Annotated in this window: 19 protein-coding genes; 15 read left to right on the forward strand and 4 right to left on the reverse strand. The window is 67.2% G+C overall.

Annotation, left to right across the window (positions count from 1 at the left end):
• Positions 1–648: 648 nt before the first annotated feature.
• Positions 649–2,274 (reverse strand): chaperonin GroEL, encoded by a 1,626-nt coding sequence (gene groL, locus ACTIMF_RS06430; protein ID WP_442349456.1) that lies wholly within the window; start codon positions 2,272–2,274, stop codon positions 649–651.
• Positions 2,275–2,864: 590 nt separating this feature from the next.
• Here groL and ACTIMF_RS06435 point away from each other — a divergent pair.
• The 6 genes from ACTIMF_RS06435 (at position 2,865) to ACTIMF_RS06460 (ending at position 9,233) form a co-directional block, all read left to right on the forward strand.
• On the forward strand, positions 2,865–4,073 hold the full coding sequence (locus tag ACTIMF_RS06435; protein ID WP_442349457.1) for a sensor histidine kinase: 1,209 nt from the start codon (positions 2,865–2,867) through the stop codon (positions 4,071–4,073).
• 43 nt (positions 4,074–4,116) lie between these two features.
• Positions 4,117–4,932 (forward strand): LytR/AlgR family response regulator transcription factor, encoded by an 816-nt coding sequence (locus ACTIMF_RS06440; RefSeq protein ID WP_442349458.1) that lies wholly within the window; start codon positions 4,117–4,119, stop codon positions 4,930–4,932.
• A 1-nt stretch (position 4,933) separates the two neighbouring features.
• Complete coding sequence (locus ACTIMF_RS06445; protein ID WP_442349459.1) at positions 4,934–5,350, forward strand: hypothetical protein; 417 nt, start codon at positions 4,934–4,936, stop codon at positions 5,348–5,350.
• Positions 5,347–7,053, forward strand: a complete 1,707-nt coding sequence (locus ACTIMF_RS06450) for a sodium/solute symporter (protein WP_442349460.1) — start codon at positions 5,347–5,349, stop codon at positions 7,051–7,053. Before ACTIMF_RS06445 ends, ACTIMF_RS06450 begins: the two co-directional genes overlap by 4 nt.
• Positions 7,054–7,221: 168 nt before the next feature.
• Entirely contained in the window at positions 7,222–7,599 is a 378-nt protein-coding gene (locus ACTIMF_RS06455) for a DUF485 domain-containing protein (protein ID WP_442349461.1), read from the forward strand.
• The gene (locus ACTIMF_RS06460) at positions 7,596–9,233 is read left to right on the forward strand and encodes a solute symporter family protein (RefSeq protein WP_442349462.1); all 1,638 of its coding nucleotides are present in this window, start codon (positions 7,596–7,598) and stop codon (positions 9,231–9,233) included. The genes ACTIMF_RS06455 and ACTIMF_RS06460 overlap by 4 nt, the downstream gene beginning before the upstream one ends.
• 93 nt (positions 9,234–9,326) lie before the next feature.
• On the opposite strand, the gene ACTIMF_RS06465 is transcribed toward ACTIMF_RS06460, so the two are convergent.
• Positions 9,327–10,781 carry an MFS transporter gene (locus ACTIMF_RS06465; RefSeq protein ID WP_442349463.1) on the reverse strand — a complete coding sequence of 485 codons (1,455 nt, stop codon included), beginning with the start codon at positions 10,779–10,781 and terminating at the stop codon, positions 9,327–9,329.
• Positions 10,782–10,892: 111 nt separating this feature from the next.
• Between ACTIMF_RS06465 and ACTIMF_RS06470 the strand changes: the two genes are divergently transcribed.
• On the forward strand, positions 10,893–11,456 hold the full coding sequence (locus ACTIMF_RS06470) for a TetR/AcrR family transcriptional regulator (protein ID WP_442349464.1): 564 nt from the start codon (positions 10,893–10,895) through the stop codon (positions 11,454–11,456).
• Between the two features lie 87 nt (positions 11,457–11,543).
• On the opposite strand, the gene ACTIMF_RS06475 is transcribed toward ACTIMF_RS06470, so the two are convergent.
• Positions 11,544–12,950 carry an amidase gene (locus ACTIMF_RS06475; protein WP_442349465.1) on the reverse strand — a complete coding sequence of 469 codons (1,407 nt, stop codon included), beginning with the start codon at positions 12,948–12,950 and terminating at the stop codon, positions 11,544–11,546.
• 68 nt (positions 12,951–13,018) lie between these two features.
• Here ACTIMF_RS06475 and ACTIMF_RS06480 point away from each other — a divergent pair, with 68 nt between their 5' ends.
• From ACTIMF_RS06480 to ACTIMF_RS06510, 7 genes are all read left to right on the forward strand, one after another.
• Complete coding sequence (locus ACTIMF_RS06480; RefSeq protein ID WP_442349466.1) at positions 13,019–14,215, forward strand: acyl-CoA dehydrogenase family protein; 1,197 nt, start codon at positions 13,019–13,021, stop codon at positions 14,213–14,215.
• A 45-nt stretch (positions 14,216–14,260) separates the two neighbouring features.
• The gene (locus ACTIMF_RS06485; protein WP_442349467.1) at positions 14,261–15,388 is read left to right on the forward strand and encodes an acyl-CoA dehydrogenase family protein; all 1,128 of its coding nucleotides are present in this window, start codon (positions 14,261–14,263) and stop codon (positions 15,386–15,388) included.
• A gap of 34 nt (positions 15,389–15,422) precedes the next feature.
• A complete protein-coding gene (locus tag ACTIMF_RS06490) occupies positions 15,423–15,863 on the forward strand; it encodes a DUF350 domain-containing protein (protein WP_442349468.1) in 441 nt (146 codons plus the stop codon).
• Between the two features lie 68 nt (positions 15,864–15,931).
• Complete coding sequence (locus tag ACTIMF_RS06495) at positions 15,932–16,396, forward strand: SRPBCC family protein (RefSeq protein ID WP_442349469.1); 465 nt, start codon at positions 15,932–15,934, stop codon at positions 16,394–16,396.
• A 117-nt stretch (positions 16,397–16,513) separates the two neighbouring features.
• Positions 16,514–17,230, forward strand: coding sequence for a phosphatidylserine decarboxylase (locus tag ACTIMF_RS06500; protein ID WP_442349470.1), 717 nt, complete (start codon positions 16,514–16,516; stop codon positions 17,228–17,230).
• 131 nt (positions 17,231–17,361) lie between these two features.
• Complete coding sequence (locus ACTIMF_RS06505) at positions 17,362–18,267, forward strand: CDP-alcohol phosphatidyltransferase family protein (protein WP_442349471.1); 906 nt, start codon at positions 17,362–17,364, stop codon at positions 18,265–18,267.
• A gap of 5 nt (positions 18,268–18,272) precedes the next feature.
• A complete protein-coding gene (locus ACTIMF_RS06510; RefSeq protein ID WP_442349472.1) occupies positions 18,273–20,480 on the forward strand; it encodes an AAA family ATPase in 2,208 nt (735 codons plus the stop codon).
• 23 nt (positions 20,481–20,503) lie between these two features.
• On the opposite strand, the gene ACTIMF_RS06515 is transcribed toward ACTIMF_RS06510, so the two are convergent.
• Complete coding sequence (locus tag ACTIMF_RS06515) at positions 20,504–20,920, reverse strand: hypothetical protein (RefSeq protein ID WP_442349473.1); 417 nt, start codon at positions 20,918–20,920, stop codon at positions 20,504–20,506.
• Positions 20,921–20,999: 79 nt separating this feature from the next.
• Here ACTIMF_RS06515 and ACTIMF_RS06520 point away from each other — a divergent pair.
• On the forward strand, positions 21,000–23,299 hold a 2,300-nt coding region (locus ACTIMF_RS06520), incomplete at its 3' end, for a Na+/H+ antiporter subunit A (protein ID WP_442349474.1).

The following is a 23,299-nucleotide window of genomic DNA, read 5'->3' on the forward strand; positions in this document are numbered from 1 at the left end:
CCCCCCGGGGCCCCCCAAACAACACAACTCCTCTATTTTTAGTTTTTCCTCTTACCCGAATTGGTGGTGCGCCGGTTTCCCGTACGGTCGCACCACGATTGTTCAGATCACAATGACCCGGTGAGGAGCCCTGGCGCGATCGCCAGGAACAACTGCACAAGCTGGCTAATCATGTCGATGCCATTGCTGATGCTTCCCATCTTTTCCTCCGTCTTGGGTAAAGGGACTGCTTGCGGTAGGGAGACCTCCGACTGTCAGCACGCTGCTCAGACGAAGAAGTTCCAGATGTCTCCGAGCGTCCCGAAAAAGAACGTGACTATATCGGTGATCGTGGTACTGCCCACGGACGATTCACCTCCACTCTGTGAACTCGATCTGACACCATCCGATGTCGGATGGCGAATAGAAACTTACGAGTATGCGGGAGGCTGACCAGGATTAACGGACCGTTCCGTTACGATAACGAGACTGTAACGTCGGATTCGAGACAAGTCACAGGACTGGTGTCACACATTCGAACCAACAGACGCAACTTGATCGATCGACAGACTAGCGACGCGAAGGCGCCCCGAAGCACGCCGAAGGCCGGCCACCCTGCGGGTGACCGGCCTTCGGTGTTGAGTTCTGCGTGAACCGCTGATCGTCAGATCAGAAGCCCATGCCGCCCATCTCGTCGCCGCCCGGCATGGCCGGTGCAGCGTTCTTCTCGGGCTTGTCGGCGACGACGGCCTCGGTGGTGAGGAACAGAGCCGCGATCGAGGCTGCGTTCTGCAGCGCCGAGCGGGTGACCTTCACCGGGTCGTTGATGCCTGCAGCGAGGAGATCCTCGTAGCCGTTGGTCGCAGCGTTCAGACCGGTTCCGATCGGCGAGTTGCGGACCTTGTCGGCCACGACGCCCGGCTCGAGGCCTGCGTTGATCGCGATCTGCTTGGCCGGAGCCTCGAGTGCGACGCGCACGATGCTGGCGCCGGTCGCCTCGTCGCCCTCGAGCGACAGACCGTTGATGGCCGACTCCGACTGGAGCAGAGCCACGCCACCGCCTGCGACGATGCCCTCTTCGACGGCGGCCTTCGCGTTACGGACTGCGTCCTCGATACGGTGCTTGCGCTCCTTGAGCTCCACCTCGGTGGCAGCGCCCGCCTTGATGACTGCAACGCCGCCGGCCAGCTTGGCCAGACGCTCCTGCAGCTTCTCGCGGTCGTAGTCGCTGTCGCTCTTCTCGATCTCCGAACGGATCTGAGCAACGCGGCCTGCGATGGCCTCGTTGTCGCCCGCGCCGTCGACGATAGTGGTCTCGTCCTTGGTGACCACAACCTTGCGAGCGGTACCGAGCAGCTCGATGCCTGCGGTCTCCAGCGAGAGGCCGACCTCTTCGCTGATAACCTCGCCACCGGTGAGGATGGCGATGTCGGCGAGCATCGCCTTGCGGCGGTCACCGAAGCCCGGAGCCTTGACGGCGACGGACTTGAAGGTGCCCTTGAGCTTGTTCACGACCAGAGTCGAGAGGGCTTCGCCCTCGACGTCCTCGGCGACGATCAGCAGCGGCTTGCCTGCCTGGATGACCTTCTCCAGCAGGGGCAGGAGATCCTTGATGGTCGAGACCTTGCCCGAGACCAGCAGGATGTACGGATCCTCGAGGACGGCTTCCTGGCGGTCCGCGTCAGTCACGAAGTAGCCCGAGATGTAGCCCTTGTCGAAGCGCATGCCCTCGGTGAGCTCCAGCTGCAGACCGAAGGTCTGAGCCTCTTCGACCGTGATGACGCCTTCCTTGCCGACCTTGTCCATCGCCTCGGCGATGAGCTCGCCGATGGCCGGGTCGCCTGCGGAGATACCGGCGGTAGCAGCGATCTGCTCCTTAGTGTCGATCTCCTTGGCCGAGTTCAGCAGCGACTCGGTGACGGCCGCAACGGCCGTCTCGATGCCGCGCTTGAGGCCGAGCGGGTTGGCGCCGGCCGCGACGTTGCGCAGGCCTTCGCGAACCAGCGCCTGCGCCAGAACGGTAGCGGTGGTGGTGCCGTCGCCTGCGACGTCGTCGGTCTTCTTGGCGACTTCCTTGACCAGCTCTGCGCCGATCTTCTCGTACGGGTCCTCCAGCTCGATCTCCTTGGCGATGGACACGCCATCGTTGGTGATCGTGGGAGCGCCCCACTTCTTCTCCAGGACGACGTTGCGTCCCTTGGGTCCGAGTGTGACCTTGACGGCGTCGGCCAGGCTATTCAAGCCGCGCTCGAGTCCGCGACGGGCCTCTTCGTCGAAAGCAATCTGCTTTGCCATTGGTAAGTGATCCTCCGGTAGGGGGTGACACTAAGTTTTCGTAGGGTCGAACTCGATGCCCGCGACGGACGACCGGGGTGTCTAGTGACCGGCCTCACCGTTCCGACCTGGCACTCACACGTCGTGAGTGCCAGGTTCCGTTTTAGCACTCGGGCATCGCGAGTGCAAGGTCGAGCGAGCCGATCGGAGCACCTAGTTTTGGGACTGCCGCCGACCGTCACCCGTCCTTACTGTTCTTCCGGTGATTACCCGGCTCCGCACAGCAGCAGCCTTCGCCCTGACGATCGTCTGCGTCGTCCCTCAGACCGAGGCCGCGGCGGCCCCGGCCAAGCGCTACGCGAACTGCACCGCCCTCAACCAGAAGTATCGACACGGCGTCGCACGCCCGGGTGGACGCGACGTCGTCGAGGGCAAGTCCACGCCAGCCCGCGGCTACGTCGTCAACACGCCCGCCTATGCGAAGAACACTCATCCATCTCGACCGCGACAGAGATGGAGTCGCCTGGGAGAAGAAGTGAGCGCGGACGCCGTCCCGGCTCACTTGACGCATTCCCGCGCGCACCGCACCCCAGCGACTACCGTCAACACTCATGTCGGGCGAAATGATCGCGATCACAGCGCTGGGCACGGTGCTGGCGGCGCTTTTCATCGTGATCGCACTGCGCACACGACAGGTCGTGTCGACGCCCGCCGAACGCGCCGTTCACGACACCCTGCACACTGGGGCACTCGCCGCCCGGCCGCTGCGTGACGGACTGACCGCGGAGTCAGCGGCCGAGGCAATCGGCCCGCTGCGAACCCTCACGTCGGCGGAAGGCGTCGCCCTCTACGGCCCGGACTGCGAACTCCTCGCGCGCGACGGAGACAAGGACGTCTGGACGCCGCCGGTCGCCACGACCGCCGCCGCCCTCGCGGCGACCGCCGTGCGCGAACAGCACCCCAGCGTCCAGCACGGGCCCGGCGGCAGCGCGGCACTCGCCCGCCGACTGATCGCCGCACCGCTGCTGACGGACGACAGCAGCGCAGGCGTCCTCGTCGTCGCCACCCGGGACGCGCCTGGCCCCGGCAAGATCGGCACCATCACGGAGGTAGCACGGTACGTCGCGAGCCAGTTGCAACTCGCTGAACTCGACGCGTCCCGCGCGCGACTCGACCGTGCCGAAGTCCTGGCCCTGCGCGCCCAGATCAGCCCGCATTTCATCTACAACGCGTTGAACACTATCGCGTCGTTCGTGCGGACCGACCCCGACCGCGCCCGTGAACTGATACTCGACTTCGCGGACTTCACCCGCTACTCGTTCCGCGCCGCGGGCGAATACACGCCGCTCGCCGACGAACTGCGCAACATCGACCGGTACCTCACTCTCGAACGCGCGCGTTTCGGTGAAGGACTCACCGTCAAGCTGCAAGTGGCCCCGGAAGTACTCGGCGTCGTGCTGCCGTTCCTCGCGTTGCAGCCACTCGTGGAGAACGCCGTCCGCCACGGGATGGCCGGTCGCAAGACCGGCACCGTCTCGATCGTCGCACGCAACGTCGGCCCCGACTGCGAGCTCAGCGTCGAGGACGACGGGGCTGGGATGGACCCCGAGCTCCTGCGAACCGGGGCCATCGGCGCACTCGACCCAGCAGGCCCGGCCGAAACGGACGGCGCCCGCGTCGGCCTGACCAATGTCGACCAACGCCTACGGTCGGCGTTCGGCAACGACTACGGTCTGATAGTCGAGACGGCTGTCGGCGCGGGCACCAAGGTGAGCATGCGGATCCCCAAGTTCGCAGCAGGCATCCGGGCCGACTCCTGATCCGGGTCGACTTCTAGTAGAAACCGAAGGGGACGGGCACACGATGACTGGACTGATCGTCCTCGCCGTCGACGACGAGGCGCCCGCCCTCGACGAACTCGCTTTCCTGCTGAACCGCAACAGATCCGTCGACCGGGTGCTCACCGCGTCGGACGCCACGTCCGCGTTGCGCGAACTCGCCGACCAACCGGTCGATGGAGTGTTCCTCGACATCTCGATGCCGGGACTGTCCGGAATGGAGTTGGCAGCGGTACTCGCCAAGTACGCGGCACCGCCTGCGGTCGTCTTCGTCACCGCGCACGACGACCGGGCTGTGGAGGCGTTCGACGTCGGAGCCGTCGACTACCTTCTGAAACCCTTGCGCGAGGACCAGTTGGCCCGGTCCGTCGACCGGATATCCGCGCACGGAGGTCCGCGGCCCGACGGGGCGGGCGGTGCCGACGACGACAGCGACACCGATGAGACGCCGCCGGCCGAAGTGATCCCGGTCGAGTCGGGCGGGGTCACCTCGCTTGTCCGGCGGGACACGATCTCCTGGGTCGAGGCGGTCGGCGACTACGCACGACTACACACCGACACCGGGGCTCATCTGGTGCGGGTCACCCTGTCGACGCTCGAATCCCGTTGGAGGACCGCAGGTTTCGTGCGAGTGCACCGGAGTTACCTGGTGAATCTGCCGATGGTGGTCGGACTGCGATCCGCAGGCGCGGCGACCATGGTCCGAGTGAGGGCCAACGGCGCGTCGCAGGCCGTCGAACTGCCGGTGAGTCGACGTCAGGTCCGCGAACTCAAGGATCGGCTGGTCCGCGACCCGATGCGGACCATCCGCAGCGGCCCTCCGGCGAGTTCGGAGAGCTGACGTGCCCGACCATCCTCAACGCGAACGTGTCGTCCTGTCGCAACGTCGCGGCGCGCGCGTCGTCCGCACCCGCGTGCAGGTAGCGCAGCAGAGCGGCGTCGGCGAGCACCTCGTCCGCGGCCTCGTCCGCGCCCAACTGGGCCTCGCGCTTCGCCTCGGACTGGCGGTGGTGCTGATCCTCGTCGCCGTGCCGATCCTCGGAGCCACCGTCGACCCGTTCGCGTCGTCGACCGTATTCGGGATCCGTCTCAACTGGATCGTTCTCGGGCTCGTCCCGTACCCGCTGCTGTACCTGGCCGGACGCGTCTACATCCGACTCGCCGAGCAGGCCGAACGTGACTTCATCCGACTCACTGACGACGATCTCGACTCCGCTCGATCAACGGAAGGATCGTCCGAGCAGGGCCGGGAAGTATGAGCGATCACGCCACCCTCCTGACCGTGATCGCCGTTCTCGCGGCCGCCATCGGCACCCTCGCGACGGGCGCCTACGCCGGACGGGGCGCCCACTCGACATCGGATCTGCTGGTCGCGTCCCGGAGCATCGGTTCGGGGTGGAACGCCGCCGCGATCGCAGGCGAGTACCTGTCGGCGGCGTCGTTCCTCGGCGTCGCGGGCCTCGTCGCCAAATACGGTGCCGACGCCCTCTGGTACCCGATCGGCTTCACCGCCGGGTATCTGGCGCTGCTTCTGTTCGTGTCCGCCCCGCTGCGCAGGTCGGGCGCGTACACGGTCCCCGACTTCGCCGAGTTCCGCCTCGCGTCCACGAGCGCACGCAAGGCGACGATGATCGTCGTCGTCGGCATCTGCGTGCTGTACCTGGTCCCACAGCTGCAGGGAGCCGGACTCACCCTGAACATCCTCCTCGGCCTGCCGCCGTGGATCGGTGTGGTCGTGATCGGGTTGCTCGTCGTCGCCAATGTCGTCGGGGGCGGTATGCGATCGGTGACATTCGCGCAGGCCGTCCAGTACTGGCTGAAACTGACTGCAGTCGCCGTGCCCGCCCTCGCGCTCGCCGTCCTGTTCGTCCATCACGACGAGAACCTCGGCGACCCGCTTGGGCCCCACGTCGAGGTCGCGACCACCGTTAGCGTCGACCGGACGGTGTCGGTGACCGTCGCCGATCCGACCGGGGTACGCATCGACGGCCGTCCGGCCGAGGCCGGAACCGTCACCGTCGACCGCGGGTCGACGGTGACCTTGGCGAAGGGCTCCGCGACCCCCGTGGTCTCCGACGCGCCCCAGACCGGAGCCCAGTGGGCGACCTCGGGCGGCGGGCTCGGCGGCGACCATCCCCTCTACCAAGTGCTCTCACTCATGGCCGCGACGTTCCTCGGCGCCGTCGGCCTCCCCCACGTACTGGTCAGGTTCTACACCAATCCCGACGGGCGAGCCGCGCGTCGCACCGCACTGAACGTGATTGCAGCACTGTCGGTGTTCTACCTGTTCCCGACGATTCTCGGCGCCCTCGCTCGCGTCTGGACCCCGCAAGTGTTGACGACCGGCAACACCGACGCCGCCGTCCTACTCCTACCGACTGCGGCGATGTCCGGGATCTGGGGAACGCTGCTCGGCGCCCTCGTCGCCGCGGGAGCGATCGCCGCGTTCCTTGCGGCGTCGTCGGGCCTGCTCGTCAGCATCGCGGGTGTCATGTCCACCGATCTGCTGCCTGCCGGTGTCCGCAGTTTCCGGATCTGCGCGCTGATCGGCGGGCTGGTGCCGATCGGTTTGGCGTTGGGAGCGGGAACGCTCGACCTGTCGCGGTCGGTCGGCCTGGTGTTCGCAGTGTCCGCGTCAACCTTCTGCCCGCTGCTTCTGCTGGGGATCTGGTGGCGCGGCCTCACCGCGGCCGGGGCGATCGCGGGGCTCGTCGTCGGTGGATTCGCCTCGGCTGCGGCCGTAGCCCTCGTCGTCGGCGACGTGGTCGACGACTCTCTCGCAGGCGGCTGGCCGACGGCGATCGTCGACTACCCGGCCGCGGTGACGGTGCCGCTCACGTTCATCGTCATGGTCGTCGTCAGCATCGCGACCCGGTCGTCACAACCGCCGGGCGTCGCAGGCGTCTTCGCAGCGATGCACGTGCCCGAACGACTCGGCCTCGGCGTCGAACGGACCCCCTGACGGCTCACCGTTCATCGGCGCCGCACAACCGTTCACCGCACAGCACACGAACCTCGTCGCTCCGATCACAATCGGTATCCCATGTGATGTGAATCTCCTTCATTCTTCTCGCATACGAATCCCTATCGACTCTCACGCGCAGTCGACTCACACGTGAAGGAGTGATCTGTGTCCGAACAGGCGCCACCGCCAACCGAGCGGCCGCAACCGACGCCCGAAGAATTCCTGATCGCGCAGGCGAGCCCCGAATTCACCGATCTCCGACGCACCCTCCTCCGGTTCATCGTCCCGATGTCCGTGTTCTTCCTCGTCTGGTACGCCGTCTACGTCCTGCTCGGTGCGTTCGCGCACGACTTCATGGCGACCGAGGTGTGGGGAAACATCAACCTCGGACTCATCCTTGGCCTGCTCCAGTTCGTGACGACGTTCGCGATCACCGCAGCGTACGTCAAGTTCTCGGGGCGTGACCTCGACCCGACCGCCGAACAGATCCGGCAGAACTTCGCCAACGGCGTATACGCGGACACCGCGGAGGAGATCCGATGACCACCAGCCTTCTCGCCGCCGAACCCGAAGCCGTCGGCAACACCACCATCAACATCTCGATCTTCATCGCGTTCGTCGCGGTCACCATGTTCGTGGTGATTCGCGCCAGCCGGAAGAACGCGTCGGCGTCAGAGTTCTTCACCGCGGGCGGCGGCTTCTCCGGACCGCAGAACGGCATCGCCATCGCGGGCGACTACCTGTCGGCCGCCAGCTTCCTCGGCATCGCCGGAGCGATCGCCGTCTACGGCTACGACGGCTTCCTCTACTCGATCGGCTTCCTCGTCGCGTGGCTCGTCGCCCTGCTGGTGGTGGCTGAGCTGTTGCGCAACACGGGCCGGTTCACGATGGCCGACGTGCTGAGCTTCCGATTGAAGGAACGACCCGTCCGGATGGCGGCCGCACTGTCGACCCTGGTCGTCTCCCTGTTCTATCTGCTCGCCCAGATGGCGGGTGCGGGCGGACTCGTCGCACTGCTGTTGAACATTCACGACAAGACCGGCCAGGGCGTCGTCATCGCCGTCGTCGGCGTGCTGATGATCGCGTACGTCCTGATCGGCGGCATGAAGGGCACCACGTGGGTGCAGATCATCAAGGCGTGCCTGCTGATCGCAGGCGCCGTCGTGATGACGGCGATCGTTTTGTTCAAGTTCGGTTTCAACATCTCCCATCTCCTCGGCGATGCACAGCAGATGATCTCCGGCTCGGCCGACGAGGCCGTTGCCTCACGTGACGTGCTCGCACCCGGAGCCAAGTACGGCGGCTCGACTGAGTCGAAGATCAACTTCCTCTCCCTCGGGCTCGCGCTCGTCCTCGGCACCGCAGGCCTACCGCATGTGCTGATGCGCTTCTACACCGTGCCCACCGCCAAGGAGGCTCGCCGTTCCGTCGTGTGGGCGATCTCGTTGATCGGCGCGTTCTACCTGTTCACCCTGGTGCTCGGGTACGGTGCCGCCGCCCTGGTCGGCCCGGATCGCATCCTGGGAGCGGCCGGGGGCGAGAACGCCGCGGCACCGCTCCTGGCGCTCGAACTCGGCGGAACCGTCCTGCTGGGCATCGTCTCGGCTGTCGCATTCGCGACGATCCTCGCCGTCGTCGCCGGTCTGGCGATCACCGCGTCCGCATCGTTCGCTCACGACATCTATGCGTCGGTCATCAAGCGCGGCAAGGCATCCGAGTCCGATCAGGTGCGCGTCTCACGGATCACCGTCGTGGTCCTCGGTATCGTGAGCATCGTCCTCGGCATTCTCGCCAACGGTCAGAACATCGCGTTCCTCGTCGCCCTGGCGTTCGCCGTCGCGGCGTCGGCCAACCTGCCGACGATCGTCTACTCGCTGTACTGGCGTCGCTTCAACACGCGCGGCGCACTGTGGAGCATGTACGGCGGTCTGATCTCGTGCATCGTGTTGATCGTCTTCTCCCCCGCCGTCACCGGCAGTTCGAAGGCGATGATCTCGAGCATCGACATCTCCTACTTCCCGCTGGAGAATCCGGGCATCGTCTCGATCCCGCTCGCGTTCGTCCTCGGTGCCGTCGGAACGCTTACCTCACGTGAGCGCGGCCAGGCGGCCAAGAACGCCGAGATGGAGGTCCGGTCGCTGACCGGCGTCGGAGCCGAAGGCGCTCTCGCGCACTGACGGGAAGCGCACCCGAAGAAGCGTCGGCGGCACTCGGCGACGATGCGTGCAGTTCTTTACCACCCACGGGTAAAGATCTGCACGCATGAGTTCTCATCGCCGTCCGGGTATCGCGATCGCGATCAGACCGGCGCACCCGGCCATGATCGCACCCGTGCAGAACGCCCACACATAGCCGGAATCCGTCGGCGTACTCGACGGCGCCGCGGCAGTAGCCGCAACGATGGACGACGCGACGACCGCGCCGACCGCCCCGCCGACAGTGCGGAGAATCGTGTTGATGCCAGTAGCCACTCCGGTCTGGTCGGCGGGGCTGGCAGTGACCACCAGGGTTCCGAGGCCGCCGAATGCCAGCCCGTATGCGATGCCCAGGACCGCGCCGCCGACAGCGACGCTCGCAGGATTCGAGTGCAGCACACCGAGTGATGCCAAACCGACAGCGGCGAGTCCGGCACCGGACTGGAGCACCGCCCGCGCACCGAAGCGGCCGGCAGACCACGCCGCGACCGGCCCAGCGATCACCATGCACACGGCCATCGGCACGATCAGCAGACCGGTACCGGTCGGGCCGAACCCGAAGCCGTATCCCAGATCCGGCGACGACTGTGCGAGCAACGGCACGAGCGCGACCGCTGCGAAGAGCCCGACACCGATCACGGTCGTCGCGACGTTGAGCGCGACGAACCGTCGTCCCGCGAGGAGCCGAAGATCGATCAACGGCGCGGCAGCGCGCCGTTCCACGAGCGTGAACACCGCACCGCATGCGACGAGGGCGACCACCAAGCCCAGCGTCCGGACCGACGTCCACCCCCATGCGTTTCCCTGGCTGATCACCATGAGCAGTGCGACGAGCAGTCCCGCGAGCGCGACCGCGCCCGGCAGGTCGACCGAGCCTTCACGTGTCACCTTGACCGCGGGAATCACGGTGGCACCCAGCGCGGCGACCATCGCCAGGACTGCAACAGCCCAGAACACGGACGACAGCCCGGCGACGTCGACGAGCGGCCCGGCGACGACCATCCCGATTGCCCCGCCCACACCGAACACCGCACTGAGAACCGGCACGAGGCGTGCGACCTGATGAGCCGGAAGTGATTGGCGCGCATACCCGAACGCGCACGGAAACACTCCTCCGGCGAGCCCCTGGACGACACGACCGGCAACGGTGCCCGCATATGCGTGGTGCTGCACGCTGACCGCCGCTATCGCACTGCCGACGATCAGAAGGACCAGCCCAGTGATGATCACCGATCGGTGACCGATGAGGTCTCCCAGACGCCCACCGATCGGTGTGGCGACAGCGGACGCGAGCATGAACACCGTCAGCAGCCAGGTGGCTCCGACCGTGTCGGTGCCGAGTGCGGAGGCGAACGCTCCGAGAACCGAGACGACGATCGTCTGCGCGACCGCGACGCTCAGCGCGGCGAGGACGAGCGTGACCGTCGCGATGCGCACGGCGCGTTCGCTCAAGGCGCGGTCGTCACGGCTGAGTTCGAGACGGCGACCGAGTATAGCGGCGGCTGTGCCGAGAATGAGGACGATCCACATCGAGCAACTCCTCCCATTAATGAACATAGGTGAGCCTAACTCATTAGTTACCATTGGTCACTAATGAGTTGGCGAGTCTCTTCCCAAATGTCGGCAAGTAGTCTCTGACAGGTGCGCGATTCGACACCGTCTCCGGGACGCCCCGCTCGGCTCAGTCGCGAGGCGATCGTCGCCGCAGCCGTGAAGTCAGACCTGCGCACTCTGACGATGCGGGATCTCGCGGCCTCGCTCGGGGTGTCGCATTCTGCGCTGTACCGCTGGGTCTCCGACAAAGACGGGCTGTTCGATCTGGTCAGCACGGTGATGGTCGACCGGATCCTGCCGACGGACGAGCCGACCGAGCAGACGTGGCGAGACTGGCTACGCGCCCTGGCATGGCGGATGCACGACGAGTTCCTCGCGGTTCCCGGCTACGCGGAGCACGTCGCCGCGCCACACCGACACAATCCGGAATCGTTCGGAAAGCTTCGCAGCCAGGTCCTGCACGCTTTCCGCGCGGGTGGAGCGTCACCCGAGATGGCCGAGCAAAGCTGGTACGTGTTCGGGCTGACTGTCGTCACCTGGATCGGCAGCGCACACGCCGACTACGACCTCGGCACCGCCGCCCCGCGGTTCGATGTGTTCCTCGACGTACTCCTCCGCGGCCTGCCCGCGACGGAGCCCAGGCACAACTGACACGCATATGGACGCTCGACCCGCGAATCGGCCGTCGTGCGCCGTATACGTGTCAGTTGTGCCACGGAGCGGCGGCGAGGATCTGCGCTACGCGTCCTGGATGCGGACGAAGGGGCGGGCGGCTTCGAGTTCGTACGAGAGTTCCAACAGCGTCCGCTCATCGCCGATGTCGGCGGAGAAGTGGATGGCGACCGGCAGACCGTCGGGCGCGACACCGAACGGGATCGACACGGCTGGTGTGCCGCTCACGTTGTTCGCAGGCGTGAAGGACACGTAGCTGATCAATCTGTCGAAGATCTCGTCGAATTCGCCACTCGGAGACAGGTGCCCGATCTCGGGCGTCGTATGCGCGAGCGTCGGAGACAGGACGACGTCGAACCGATCGCACAGGCCGCGGAATGCGGCGGTCGCCTTGTTGAGCCCACGAATCGCGAGCGGCAGACGATAGAAACGACGAAAGAACCTGCTGGACAAGCCCTTCGAGAACGGGTCCAGCTGCGATCTGTCGAAGCCCTTCCCCACCGTCCTGCTGCCGAAGCGGTCAATGCCGAACGCCATCATCGCCCAGTAGTCGGAGAAGTCGTCGACGAACGACCGATCGACCGGGAGAGGGACGGTCTCGACCCGATGCCCCAGCGACTCCAGCAGGTCTACGGCGTCGTTCAACGCGCGGTCCGTCGGCCCGTCCAGCAGGCGCCCCGTGATCGGCGCGTTGACCATGGCCACCCGCAGCCGCCGACTCCCCGGCCCTTCGACGCGACCGACCGGCTGCAGACTCCCGATGTCACGACGGGACTCGACGTCTGCCAGGAACGCGGCGCTGTCGCGCACCGACCTGGTCAGCACACCGTTCGACACGAGGTCGATCGGCAGGCTCGCCGCCATCGCCGCGGGCGCGGTCCGCCCGCGTGACGGCTTGAAGCCGAACAGACCGCATGCGGCAGCCGGAATCCGGATCGACCCGCCGCCGTCGTTGCCGTGTGCGATCGGCAGCACTCCAGACGCGACGAGCGCCGCTGCTCCGCCCGAGGAACCGCCCGATGAGAAGTCGGTGTCCCACGGGTTGCGCGTCGGCTCGCGATCAACGAACTCGGTTGTCGCGGTCAACCCGAATGCAGGCGTCGTCGTCGCTCCGATCACGTTGAAGCCCGACCCGAGGAACTCGGCGGCGAATGCTTCGTCGGACGTGGCAGGCAGGTCGGCGGTGGCCGCCGACCCATTGCGGGTCGGCACACCCGCGAGGTCTGTGTTGTTCTTGACGGCCGACGGAACGCCGGCGAAGACGCCGGTGAATTCACCTGCCGCGCGGGCGAGCGCGCGCCCGCGATCGTCGAATGCGACGGCGGACAGCATCGGCTCCACTCGGTCGAGGCGCGAAAGGGTCGCATCGAGCACCTGCGCAGCACTGACCTCGCCGGACGCGATCCGTGCCGCCACTCCGAGCGCATCCAGGTCTCCGAGGGCATCGTCACCGAATGCGTGCACGTGTTTCATGGATCACGACCATACTTCCTTGTGCCGATGAGCGGCACGACGAACTACTTCGGAGTAGGAATTAGGGCATGCACCTTCGTTTCACACCCGAAGAGGAAGCGTTCCGGGCCGAGCTCCGCGAATTCTTCACCACCGAGATCCCCGAAGACATCCGACGGCGCAACGCCGAAGGCAAGACGATCCACCCCGACGACGTCGTCACCACCACCCAGATCCTCAACAAACGCGGCATCGCCGTACCCGCGTGGCCCGTCGAAGCGGGCGGACAGGACTGGACGCCGGTGCAGCATCACATCTGGCGCGAGGAGATGGCACTCAACTTCGTGCCCGACCTGCTGCCGTTCAACGCCGGCATGGTCGGACCCGTCATCGCGCACTTCGGCAACGACGAGCAGAAGGAGAAGTTCCTCCCCGCCACCCGCAACCTCGACCTGTGGTGGTGCCAGGGATTCTCCGAGCCCGAAGCGGGCAGCGACCTCGCCTCGCTCAAGACGCGAGCCGTCCGCGACGGCGATGACTTCATTGTCAACGGTCAGAAGACGTGGACGACCCTCGGTCAGTACGCCGACTGGATCTTCATGCTGGTCCGCACCGATCCCGACGTGAAGAAGCAGGCAGGAATCAGCTTCCTGCTCATCGACCTCGACACCCCCGGCATCGAGATGCGGCCGATCCAGTTGATCGACGGCGGACACGAGGTGAACGAGGTCTTCTTCAGCGACGTCCGCGTCCCCGCCCGGAACCTCGTCGGCGAGGAGAACCAGGGCTGGACGATCGCCAAGTTCCTGCTCGGCAACGAACGGTCCGGCATCGCCCGCGTCGGCTACACGAAGACCAAATTGGCGCGGGCCAAGAAACTCGCCGCCGAGATCACGACCCCGACCGGAACACTGCTCGACGATCCGGCCATCGCCACCCGTCTGGCCGACCTCGAGAACCAGTTGCTCGCCCTGGAGATCACCCAACTGCGGGTGGTCGCAGGCTCGGCAGACGGCAAACAGAACCCGGCATCCTCCCTGCTGAAGCTGCGCGGCTCCCAACTGCAGCAAGATGCGATGGAACTGCTCGCCGACATCGCCGGACCGGACTCCCTGCCTGTCGCAAGCCTCGACGCCGAGGCTGCCAACGGCACTGCCGATGTGCTGTCCCCGGAATGGGCCCAGCTCACCGTGCCCAACTATCTCAACTACCGCAAGGTCACGATCTACGGCGGCTCCTCGGAAGTCCAGCGCCAGATCATCGACAAGGCCGTCCTCGGCCTGTAGGCCTCGACAACTGCGGTGCCCCGACAACAGAACTTTAGGAACCTCATGGAATTCGATCTGTCCGAAGAACAGGTGATGCTGCGCGACACCGTGCGCGACGTCCTGACCTCCACGTACGACGTCGAGAAGCTACGCGAGGTGACCGACACCGACCTCGGGTGGAGCCGCGAGGTGTGGCGCTCGCTCGCCGAGATCGGCATCCTCGGCCTCGTCTTCGACGAGGCCGACGGCGGCATGGGCGCAGGCCCCGAAGAACTCTCGGTCGTCATGGAGGAACTCGGTGCGAGCCTGGCTCCCGAGCCCCTCCTGGGGTCTGTGATCGTGCCCGGCTTGCTCGTGGCCCGCACCGCAGACGACGCCACCCGCGCCGAGATCATCGCGGGCCTGTCGTCCGGTGAACGGATGCTGGCGTTCGCCCACACCGAACCGGGCGATCGGTGGCCGCACACCGCGGTGGCCACGACCGCTGCCGACGGCGCGCTGACCGGGACCAAGACGCTCGTCGACCACGGCGACTGCGCCGACACGTTCGTGGTCTCCGCACGCGAGCCCGACGACACGATCGCGCTGTACCTGATCGCCGCCGACGCGGACGGACTGACGCGTACCGCCTACCGCACCCACGATCGACGACGCGGCGCCCAACTCGAACTGTCCGGCACCCCGGGCATCCGCCTCGACGGCGGCGCGGCGGGGGCCGGTGCGGCTCAGGCGATCGCCGACGTCGAGGTCGCCACCCAGTCGGCGCTGTGCGCCGAAGCCGTTGGCGCCATGACCCGCGCGCTGGACATGACAACCGATTATCTGAAGTCACGCAAGCAGTTCGGGGTCCCCCTCGCCACGTTCCAGGCGCTGTCGCACCGGGCCGCCGACATGTTCGTCTCGGCCGAACTCGCCCGCAGCATGAGCACGTACTTCACCGCGTCGCTCGCCGACGGCGACTACGACCCGATCACCGCGTCGCGCGCCCGGCTGCAGGTCGACCGGAGCGGCCGCCACGTCGGCCAGGAAGCGGTGCAGATGCACGGCGGCATCGGCATGACCGCTGAATACCCGGTCGGCCACTACGTCAGCCGTCTCACCGCGATCTCGCACACGTTGGGCGACGCCGCCGCCCATCTCACTCGGCTGTCCGGGTCGGTGGCCGACTGGGAGATGGTCACCGTCGGCTGAGCGCTACAGTCGCTGCTGGACATAGGAGAACCGCATGGAACCGTTGGAGATCTTCCGCAGCGACATCGCCGACGTCACGTCGTACGGCCTGCTGTCGGTGGCGTTGCTCATCGTGGGATTCGCCGCACTCGACCTGGTGACGCCCGGCAGCCTGCGCACCAAGGTGTGGGTGGAGCAGAACCGATCGGCCGTCGTCCTGTCGGTCGCCCAGTCGGCAGGCCTGGCGATCGCACTCGCGGCCGGAATCGACGCGTCGACCGAATTCGAGCTGTGGAAGGGCGTCTTGTTCACGCTCGGCTACGGCGTCGCGACCATCGCGCTGATGATGTTCTCGTTCGTCCTCATCGACTGGCTCACCCCTGGGAAGCTCGGGTCCGTGCTGCTCGACGAGTCAGAGGGCGGCTACTCGCGCGCCGCCTGGCTCAATGCGGTGGTGTTCGTGGCGATCGGGCTCTTCGTCGCTGCCGCGTTGTAACCGGCCGTCACAGCAAACTGGCCGCTGGTCTATTGTGACGGGCAATACAACCGTTGGAAGGACATCCCGTGGCTGCACCCCTCATCGAGGACTCTATCGACGTCACCGCATCGCCCGAAGCCGTCTGGTCGGTCATCAGCGACCTGAAGCGGATGGGCGAGTGGAGCCCGCAGTGCAAGAAAATGGTGGTCGTCTTCGGCGGCGAAGTGAAGCAGGGCGCCCGCACGATCAACGTGAACCGCCGCGGCCCCCTCGTCTGGCCGACGACTGCCAAAGTGGTCGCCTTCGAGCCGAACCGGGAGATCGCTTTCCGCATCGCTGAGAACCACACGGTGTGGTCGTACCGGATCACCCCGACCGAGACCGGATCGCGTGTCACCGAGTCGCGGACGGCCGCAGGCGGTAAGACCACCGCGGTGTCGGCGTTCCTCGTCGACAAGGTGTTCGGTGGGAACGACTCCTTCGAGGACGAGCTCCGGGCGGGCATCCGCGAAACGCTCGGCAAGGTGAAGCGGGCGGCCGAAGGCGCGTAGGACGCACCCTCGATCGCCAGGGCGACGCGGTTCGGTGGGCGACGACCTCTAGACTTGCCTCAACGCAAAGCGCTCACGGACGATCCGCTGCCGGAGCCAGACGTGAGGAGACTCTCGGTGGCACGACGCCCCGCTCAACCCGACGATCGCACAGGTGTGGCGCACCTGATCGACCTGTTCAACGCCACGGTCCCGCCCGTCCACCGACGGGGACTGCCGTTCGTCGCCGCGCCTGCCGCGATCGCGGTCCTCGGGCGCAGGCATCCGTGGCTCGCCCGGTCGGCGGCGACGGCTGCGGCCGCGTCGGCCCTGTTCTTCCGGCATCCCTCGCGGGTGCCGCCAATCGGGGCAGGCCTCGTCGTCGCCCCGGCCGACGGTGCTGTCGCCCTGGTCGACAAGGCCGTCCCGCATCCCGAACTGGGTCTCGGCGGCAGGCCGCTGCCGCGGGTGTGCATCTTCCTGTCGATATTCGACGTCCACGTTCAGCGCGTCCCGGTCGCCGGGCGAGTCGTCTCGATCGAGCACAAGCCCGGCGAGTTCCTGTCGGCCGATCTACCCGAGGCGAGCACCGCGAACGAGCGGACGTCGATGACCATCGCGACCGGGCCGGACGGGACCGGACCGCAGGTCGGCGTCGTCCAGATCGCCGGACTGCTGGCCCGCCGCATCGTCAACGACGCATCGGTCGGCGACGAACTGGCACTCGGCGACACCTACGGCCTCATCCGCTTCGGGTCCCGCGTCGACGTCTACCTGCCCGCGGGCAGTGTGCCCAAGGTAGCGGTCGGCCAACGGGCGGTCGGTGCCGAGACCGTACTCGCGGACCTGACCTGATGCCCGGCGCGTCGACTCAACGCCGTCCCCGCAGACTCCGCCGGGACGGCACGCCCCGCCGTAGGCTGCGCGTCGCGGGACGGAGCTCGCGCGCGGAGAACAGTCACCGCCGTTCACTGCGCGACGGCCGCATGTTCTTGCCGTCGGCACTCACGATCCTCGCACTCTGCGCAGGCCTCACCGCGGTCCGATCCGCGGACTCGGGAAGCGTCGACCTCGCGCTCGGGCTCCTCGTCATCGCAGCCGTCCTCGACGGACTCGACGGTCGCGTCGCCCGCCTCATGGGAGCGACCACCAAGATCGGCGCCGAGATCGATTCGCTGGCCGACGCCGTCAACTTCGGCGTCGCGCCCGCCCTCATCGTGTACTCGACGGTTCTGCGCGGCCAGGAGGGCGCGGGCGAGGACCTCGGTTGGGTGCTAGTCCTCATCTACTGCGCGGCGATCGTTCTACGGCTGGCTCGCTTCAACACCCTGCTCGACGACGACGCCGCCCCCGGGTACACGAAGGACTTCTTCGTCGGCGTCCCGGCACCGATCGCCGCGTTGACCGCATTGCTGCCGGTCGGCGTCATGCAGCACTTCGGCGACGGCTGGTGGACGTCGACGGCGGCCGTCGGCGCGTGGATGGTCTTCGTCTCGATCCTCGCCGTGAGCCGGTGCCCGACGCTGTCGTTCAAGTCGGCGCGAGTGCGGCCGAGCGCACTGGCCGGACTGCTCATCGTGGTCGCTGCCGCTGCCGCCCTCCTGATGACGTTCCCGTACATCTTGATGATGGTGGTAGTGGTGGCCTACCTCGCGCACATCCCGTTCGCCTGGCGGATGCAGCGGTGGGCTGCCTCGCACCCTGATCATTGGGACGCTGCGCCCCGCGACCGCCGCATCCAACGCCGTGACGAACGACGGGGCGAACGACGCGGCCCGAACGGCGTGCGGCGACGCACGATCCCGCGGAAGCCGTCGGCGGCCCGCCTCGGCCTACGCCGCCCGGTCGCCCACGAGAATCAGATCCCCGCCCCCTACGACCCGGAGGACTGACCGCAGTGACGCGTGACCCCGTGACACGGCCATCGCTGTCCCTGACCGCTCGAGTGAACACGTCGGCGGCCGATTCGCGGCGTGGTCTGGTGCGGGTGCACGCGGAAGTGCTGGCCGCGCTCTCCTTGACCGAATGGGACGCGATCGGCCTGACCGGCGCCAGGACCATGACGGCGGTGGTCGCTCGGGCAGGCGACGACGTCCCACCCGGGGTCCTCCTGCTCGACGACATCACTTTCACGAACCTCGGCGTCCGCGAGAACACGCAGGTCGTCGTCGGACCGGCGGTCGTGCACGGCGCGTCACGTGTCACGGTGAGCGGATCGTCGGTCGCGATGTCCGCGGTCACCGAGGCGACGCTGCGCCGCGCTCTGCTCGGCAAGATCCTGACCGTCGGCGACACCGTGGCCCTGCTCCCGCGCGACCTCGGCCCCGAACTGTCGGCGAGTCCCGCGACCCGATCGCTGGCCAACACACTCGGCATCACGTGGACCAACGAACTGCTCACCGTCACCGCGACCGAACCCGAGGGGCCGGTGAGCGTGCAGACCGGGACCGCCACGCTCTGGGCGGGTGGAACGAGTGCGAGCGGAGTGGGTGACGCCGCCCCGGCACCGGCCCGTCCCACCGTTCCGGAGCCGGAGCACCCGGCCCGCCCGGTCTCCGACCTCGTCGGCGTCGACACGCAGATCGGCCGTCTCACCGAATGGTTGACCGTCACGCTCGACACCCCCGACATCCTCCGGTCGTTGGGGGCGCAGCCGCGGCTGGGCGTCCTGATGACCGGGCCCGCCGGGGTCGGTAAGACGACCCTCGTCCGCGCGGTGTGCGCCGGACGAGCACTCGTGGAGTTGGACGGTCCGACGACCGGTGCACTCGCCCCCGACGGCCGACGGGCCGCCGTCGCCGATGCGATCGCCCGGCTGCGCGCCCAGGGCCCCGGCGTTCTCCTCATCCCCGAGATCGACGCGCTGGTCCCGGCGACCGCCGACCCCGTGTCGACGCTGATCCTCGACGATCTGCGGGACGCGATCGCGACCGGCGAACTCGTCCTCGTCGCCACCAGCGCCGACCCGGGCGCGATCGATCCGCGACTACGCTCCCCCGAACTGTGCGACCGCTCGATGTCGATCGGGCTGCCCGACGCGACTCTTCGCGCTGCCCTGCTCGCCGCGATCCTCACCGACGTACCCTCCGACGGCCACCTCGACCTCGACGACATCGCCGTTCACACCCCGGGTTTCGTGGCCGCCGACCTGGCCGCGGTAGTCCGCGACGCCGCGCTGCGCGCGGCGGCGCGCGCCGCCGCCGCCGACAGCAACGAACCCGCGTTGCGCACCGCCGATCTCACCGAAGCCCTCACCGTGGTCAGCCCCACGTCGCGAAGCTCGTCACCGGACGTCGCACTCGGCTCGATCACCCTCGACGACGTCGGCGACATGGTGCAGACCCGTCAAGCGCTCACCGAGGCGGTTCTGTGGCCGCTGCAGCATCCGGACACCTTCGCCCGACTCGGTGTGCAGCCGCCGCGCGGAGTTTTGCTGTACGGACCACCCGGGTGCGGGAAGACGTTCCTGGTCCGGGCGCTCGCCGCGTCTGGCCGGATGTCGGTGCACACCGTGAAGGGCGCCGAACTCCTCGACAAGTGGGTCGGTTCGTCCGAACGCGCCGTCCGCGATCTGTTCACCCGGGCCCGCGAGTCTGCTCCGTCGCTGATCTTCCTCGACGAGGTCGACGCCCTCGCTCCCCGCCGCGGCGGCTCCACCGACTCCGGGGTCGCCGATCGTGTGGTCGCAGCGCTGCTCACCGAACTCGATGGGGCCGAGCCGTTGTCGGATATCGTCGTGCTCGGCGCGACCAATCGCCCCGACCTGATCGACCCCGCACTGTTACGTCCGGGCCGACTCGAACGCCTCGTCTTCGTTCCGCCGCCCGACGCCGCGGCACGCGCCGACATCCTCCGGGCGTCCTCGCGCGATGTGCCGCTGGACGGCGTCGACCTCGACGAACTAGCTGCCGACCTCGACGGATATTCGGCAGCGGACTGTTCCGCACTGCTCCGTGAGGCGGCACTCGCGGCGATGCGACGCGACATCGAGGCGGCAACCGTCACCGTCGATGACGTGGCGACGGCTCGCAGCGCCGTCCGCCCGTCTCTCGACCCCAAGCAGGTGGCCGAACTCGAGGCGTACGCACAGCGCCGCCAGAGCTGAGCGGATTCCTTAGTCGGGCGAGGTCACTCGGTCCGGGTGACTTCGTAGAACGCGGTCGATCCGCCACCGGCCGCGTCGGCGGAGACGCCGACACGAACCCACAGCGTCCCCGGGTCGACCGACTTGGACAACAGCACCGTCTGATTCGCGGTGTCTCCCGCACGGCTGGACTCCTCGAAGCCGTTGTCTTCCAGGAGTTTGGTCGCGTTGGCGAGCGGATTACCGTCGGCGGCGCTGCCCTGGATCGTCACCCGCCACGAGTCGCCTTCACCCGACGCCGACAGGACCGCCCCCTCGACCAATGGGACGTCGTCGGACGGGAAGTCTGCGGGCAATGACTGGCCGGACCGATCCGACTCGTCACTCCCGCACGCGGTCACCACAAGCCCGCCGATGAGCGCTATGACGAGGATTGCACAGACGCGAAACAAAGCCTTCATGTCCGAAACGGTAGAGTAGACCTCGGCAGAACACTTGTTCCGACACCCCGCCCACCCCTGAATACGACGGAGTGCCCTTTTGATCGTTGTGATGATCGCGCTGGCCGTCGGCGCGCTCGTGTCACCTCCGATCATGAAATCCTGCGGTACTCGCGGCTTCTACATCCTGGCGGCGATGCCTGCGGCCGCCCTCGTCTGGGTGATCGTCAACTGGCCGGATTCGGACGCCGAACCCCAGACCGAGACGTTCACCTGGGTGCCGAGCCTGCAGATGGACATCGACGTGCGTTTCGACACGCTGTCGGCGATTCTGTCGGTCCTCATCCTCGGCGTCGGCTCCCTCGTCCTGCTCTACTGCGCGAACTACTTCGACATCATGCGGCGTCGTGTCGCGACGTTCGGCGGCGAGATAGTCGCCTTCGCCGGAGCCATGTTCGGTCTCGTCGTCAGCGACAACATGCTGGTGCTCTACGTGTTCTGGGAAGCGACGACGGTCCTTTCGTTCATGCTCGTCGGCTTCAACATGGTCCGTGCGACGTCCCGCCGTGCCGCGACCCAGGCGCTCCTGGTCACCACGTTCGGCGGCCTCGCGATGCTCGTAGGCATCATCATGCTCGGCGAACGAACCGGCAGTTACCTGCTCAGTGACCTCATCGCCGACCCACCCGGCGGCGGTGTGTACATCAGTGTCGCCGTGGTCCTCGTGCTCATCGGCGCCCTGTCGAAGTCGGCGATCGTTCCCTTCCACTTCTGGCTGCCCGGCGCGATGGCCGCGCCGACCCCGGTCAGCGCGTACCTGCACGCCGCGGCGATGGTGAAGGCAGGCATCTACCTCGTCGCCCGGCTCGCTCCCGCGTTCGCCGGACTCGTGAGCTGGCAGGTCCTCGTTCTCGGTCTCGGCGCGCTCACGATGGTGCTCGGCGGGTGGCGTTCACTGCGCGAACGCGACCTGAAGCTGATCCTCGCGTTCGGCACCGTGTCCCAACTCGGATTCATGATGGTCCTCGTCGGCGTCGGTGACGCCGGGGTCGCGATGGCCGGACTGTCGATGGTCGTCGCCCACGCCATGTTCAAGGCCTGTCTGTTCATGGTGGTTGGCATCATCGACCACGCGACCGGTACCCGCGACATCCGTCTCCTCGCACGTCTGGGTCACCGGCTTCCCGTCCTCGCCACCATCGCGGCGGTCGCAGGCGCCAGTATGGCGGGGCTGCCGTTCACGATCGGTTTCGTCGGCAAGGAGACCGCATTCGGAACCCTGTGGGACACCGGGGCGCTGAATCCCAACGTCGCGCATTTCGTCGATGTCGTCCTGCTGGTCGGCTCGATCATCACGTTCGCGTACACCTCCCGATTCTTGTGGGGCGCATTCGGCCGCAAGGTCCGACGCCTCCCCACTCGCGCAGTCGCCACCCTGCACCCGCCGAACGTCGCATTCCTCGTGCCGCCCGCGATTCTCGCCGTCCTCGGCGTCCTCTCCTCGTTCCTCGCGCACCAGATCGGCGACCTGTTCGAGCCGTACGCGCAGAGCCTTCCCGACTTCGGGCACCCCGTGGAACATCTGGCGCTCTGGCACGGATTCGGACTCCCGGTGGTGTTCTCGATCATCGTGGTCGTCGGCGGCGCCTGCCTGTTCGTGGTGCTGCGGGCACGGCGCGCCCGGGTGTTCAAGAACCCGCCGCCGCTCAACGCCGACCGCGTGTACGACGCCACGCTGCGGACGGCCGACTCGGTGTCGCTGTGGGTCACTCGGAACACGCAGCGCGGTTCGCTCCCGATCACCCAGGGCGTCATCCTGTCGACCGCAGTCCTCCTCCCGTTGATCGCACTGGGGCTCGGCAACCGGAGTGCGCTCTCGGTCCGCGGATTCGACACACCCGAGCAGCTCGTCGTCGGCGTCTTGATGATCGCCGCGGCACTTGCAACGACAATGCTGCGCAACCGCCTGGCGAGCGTCCTCATCCTCGGGCTCACTGGCTACGGGTGCGGTGCGCTGTTCGCGATGTATGGTGCCCCTGACCTGGCGTTGACGCAGTTCCTGGTGGAGAGCGTCACCCTCGTCGTCTTCGTCCTGGTGATGCGCAAACTGCCGAGCGAGGCCGCACCCCGTCACGAGGGCGGATTCCGAGTCGGGCGGGCGTTGATCGGCATCGCGTTCGGCGTGATGTTGGTGTTCGTCGGCCTGTTCGCTGCGGCCGCGCGCTCGACCAAGCCGCTGCAACTCCGCCTCGGCGACGCCGCATACGAGTTCGGGCACGGCTCCAACGCAGTCAACGTCCTCCTCGTCGATATCCGCGCCTGGGACACGATCGGCGAGATCTCGGTCCTCATTGTCGCCGCCACCGGTGTCGCATCCATGGTGTTCCGCAGCCGCCGATT

The organism is Gordonia sp. (in: high G+C Gram-positive bacteria), from assembly GCF_052106715.1.
GTDB lineage: Bacteria > Actinomycetota > Actinomycetes > Mycobacteriales > Mycobacteriaceae > Gordonia.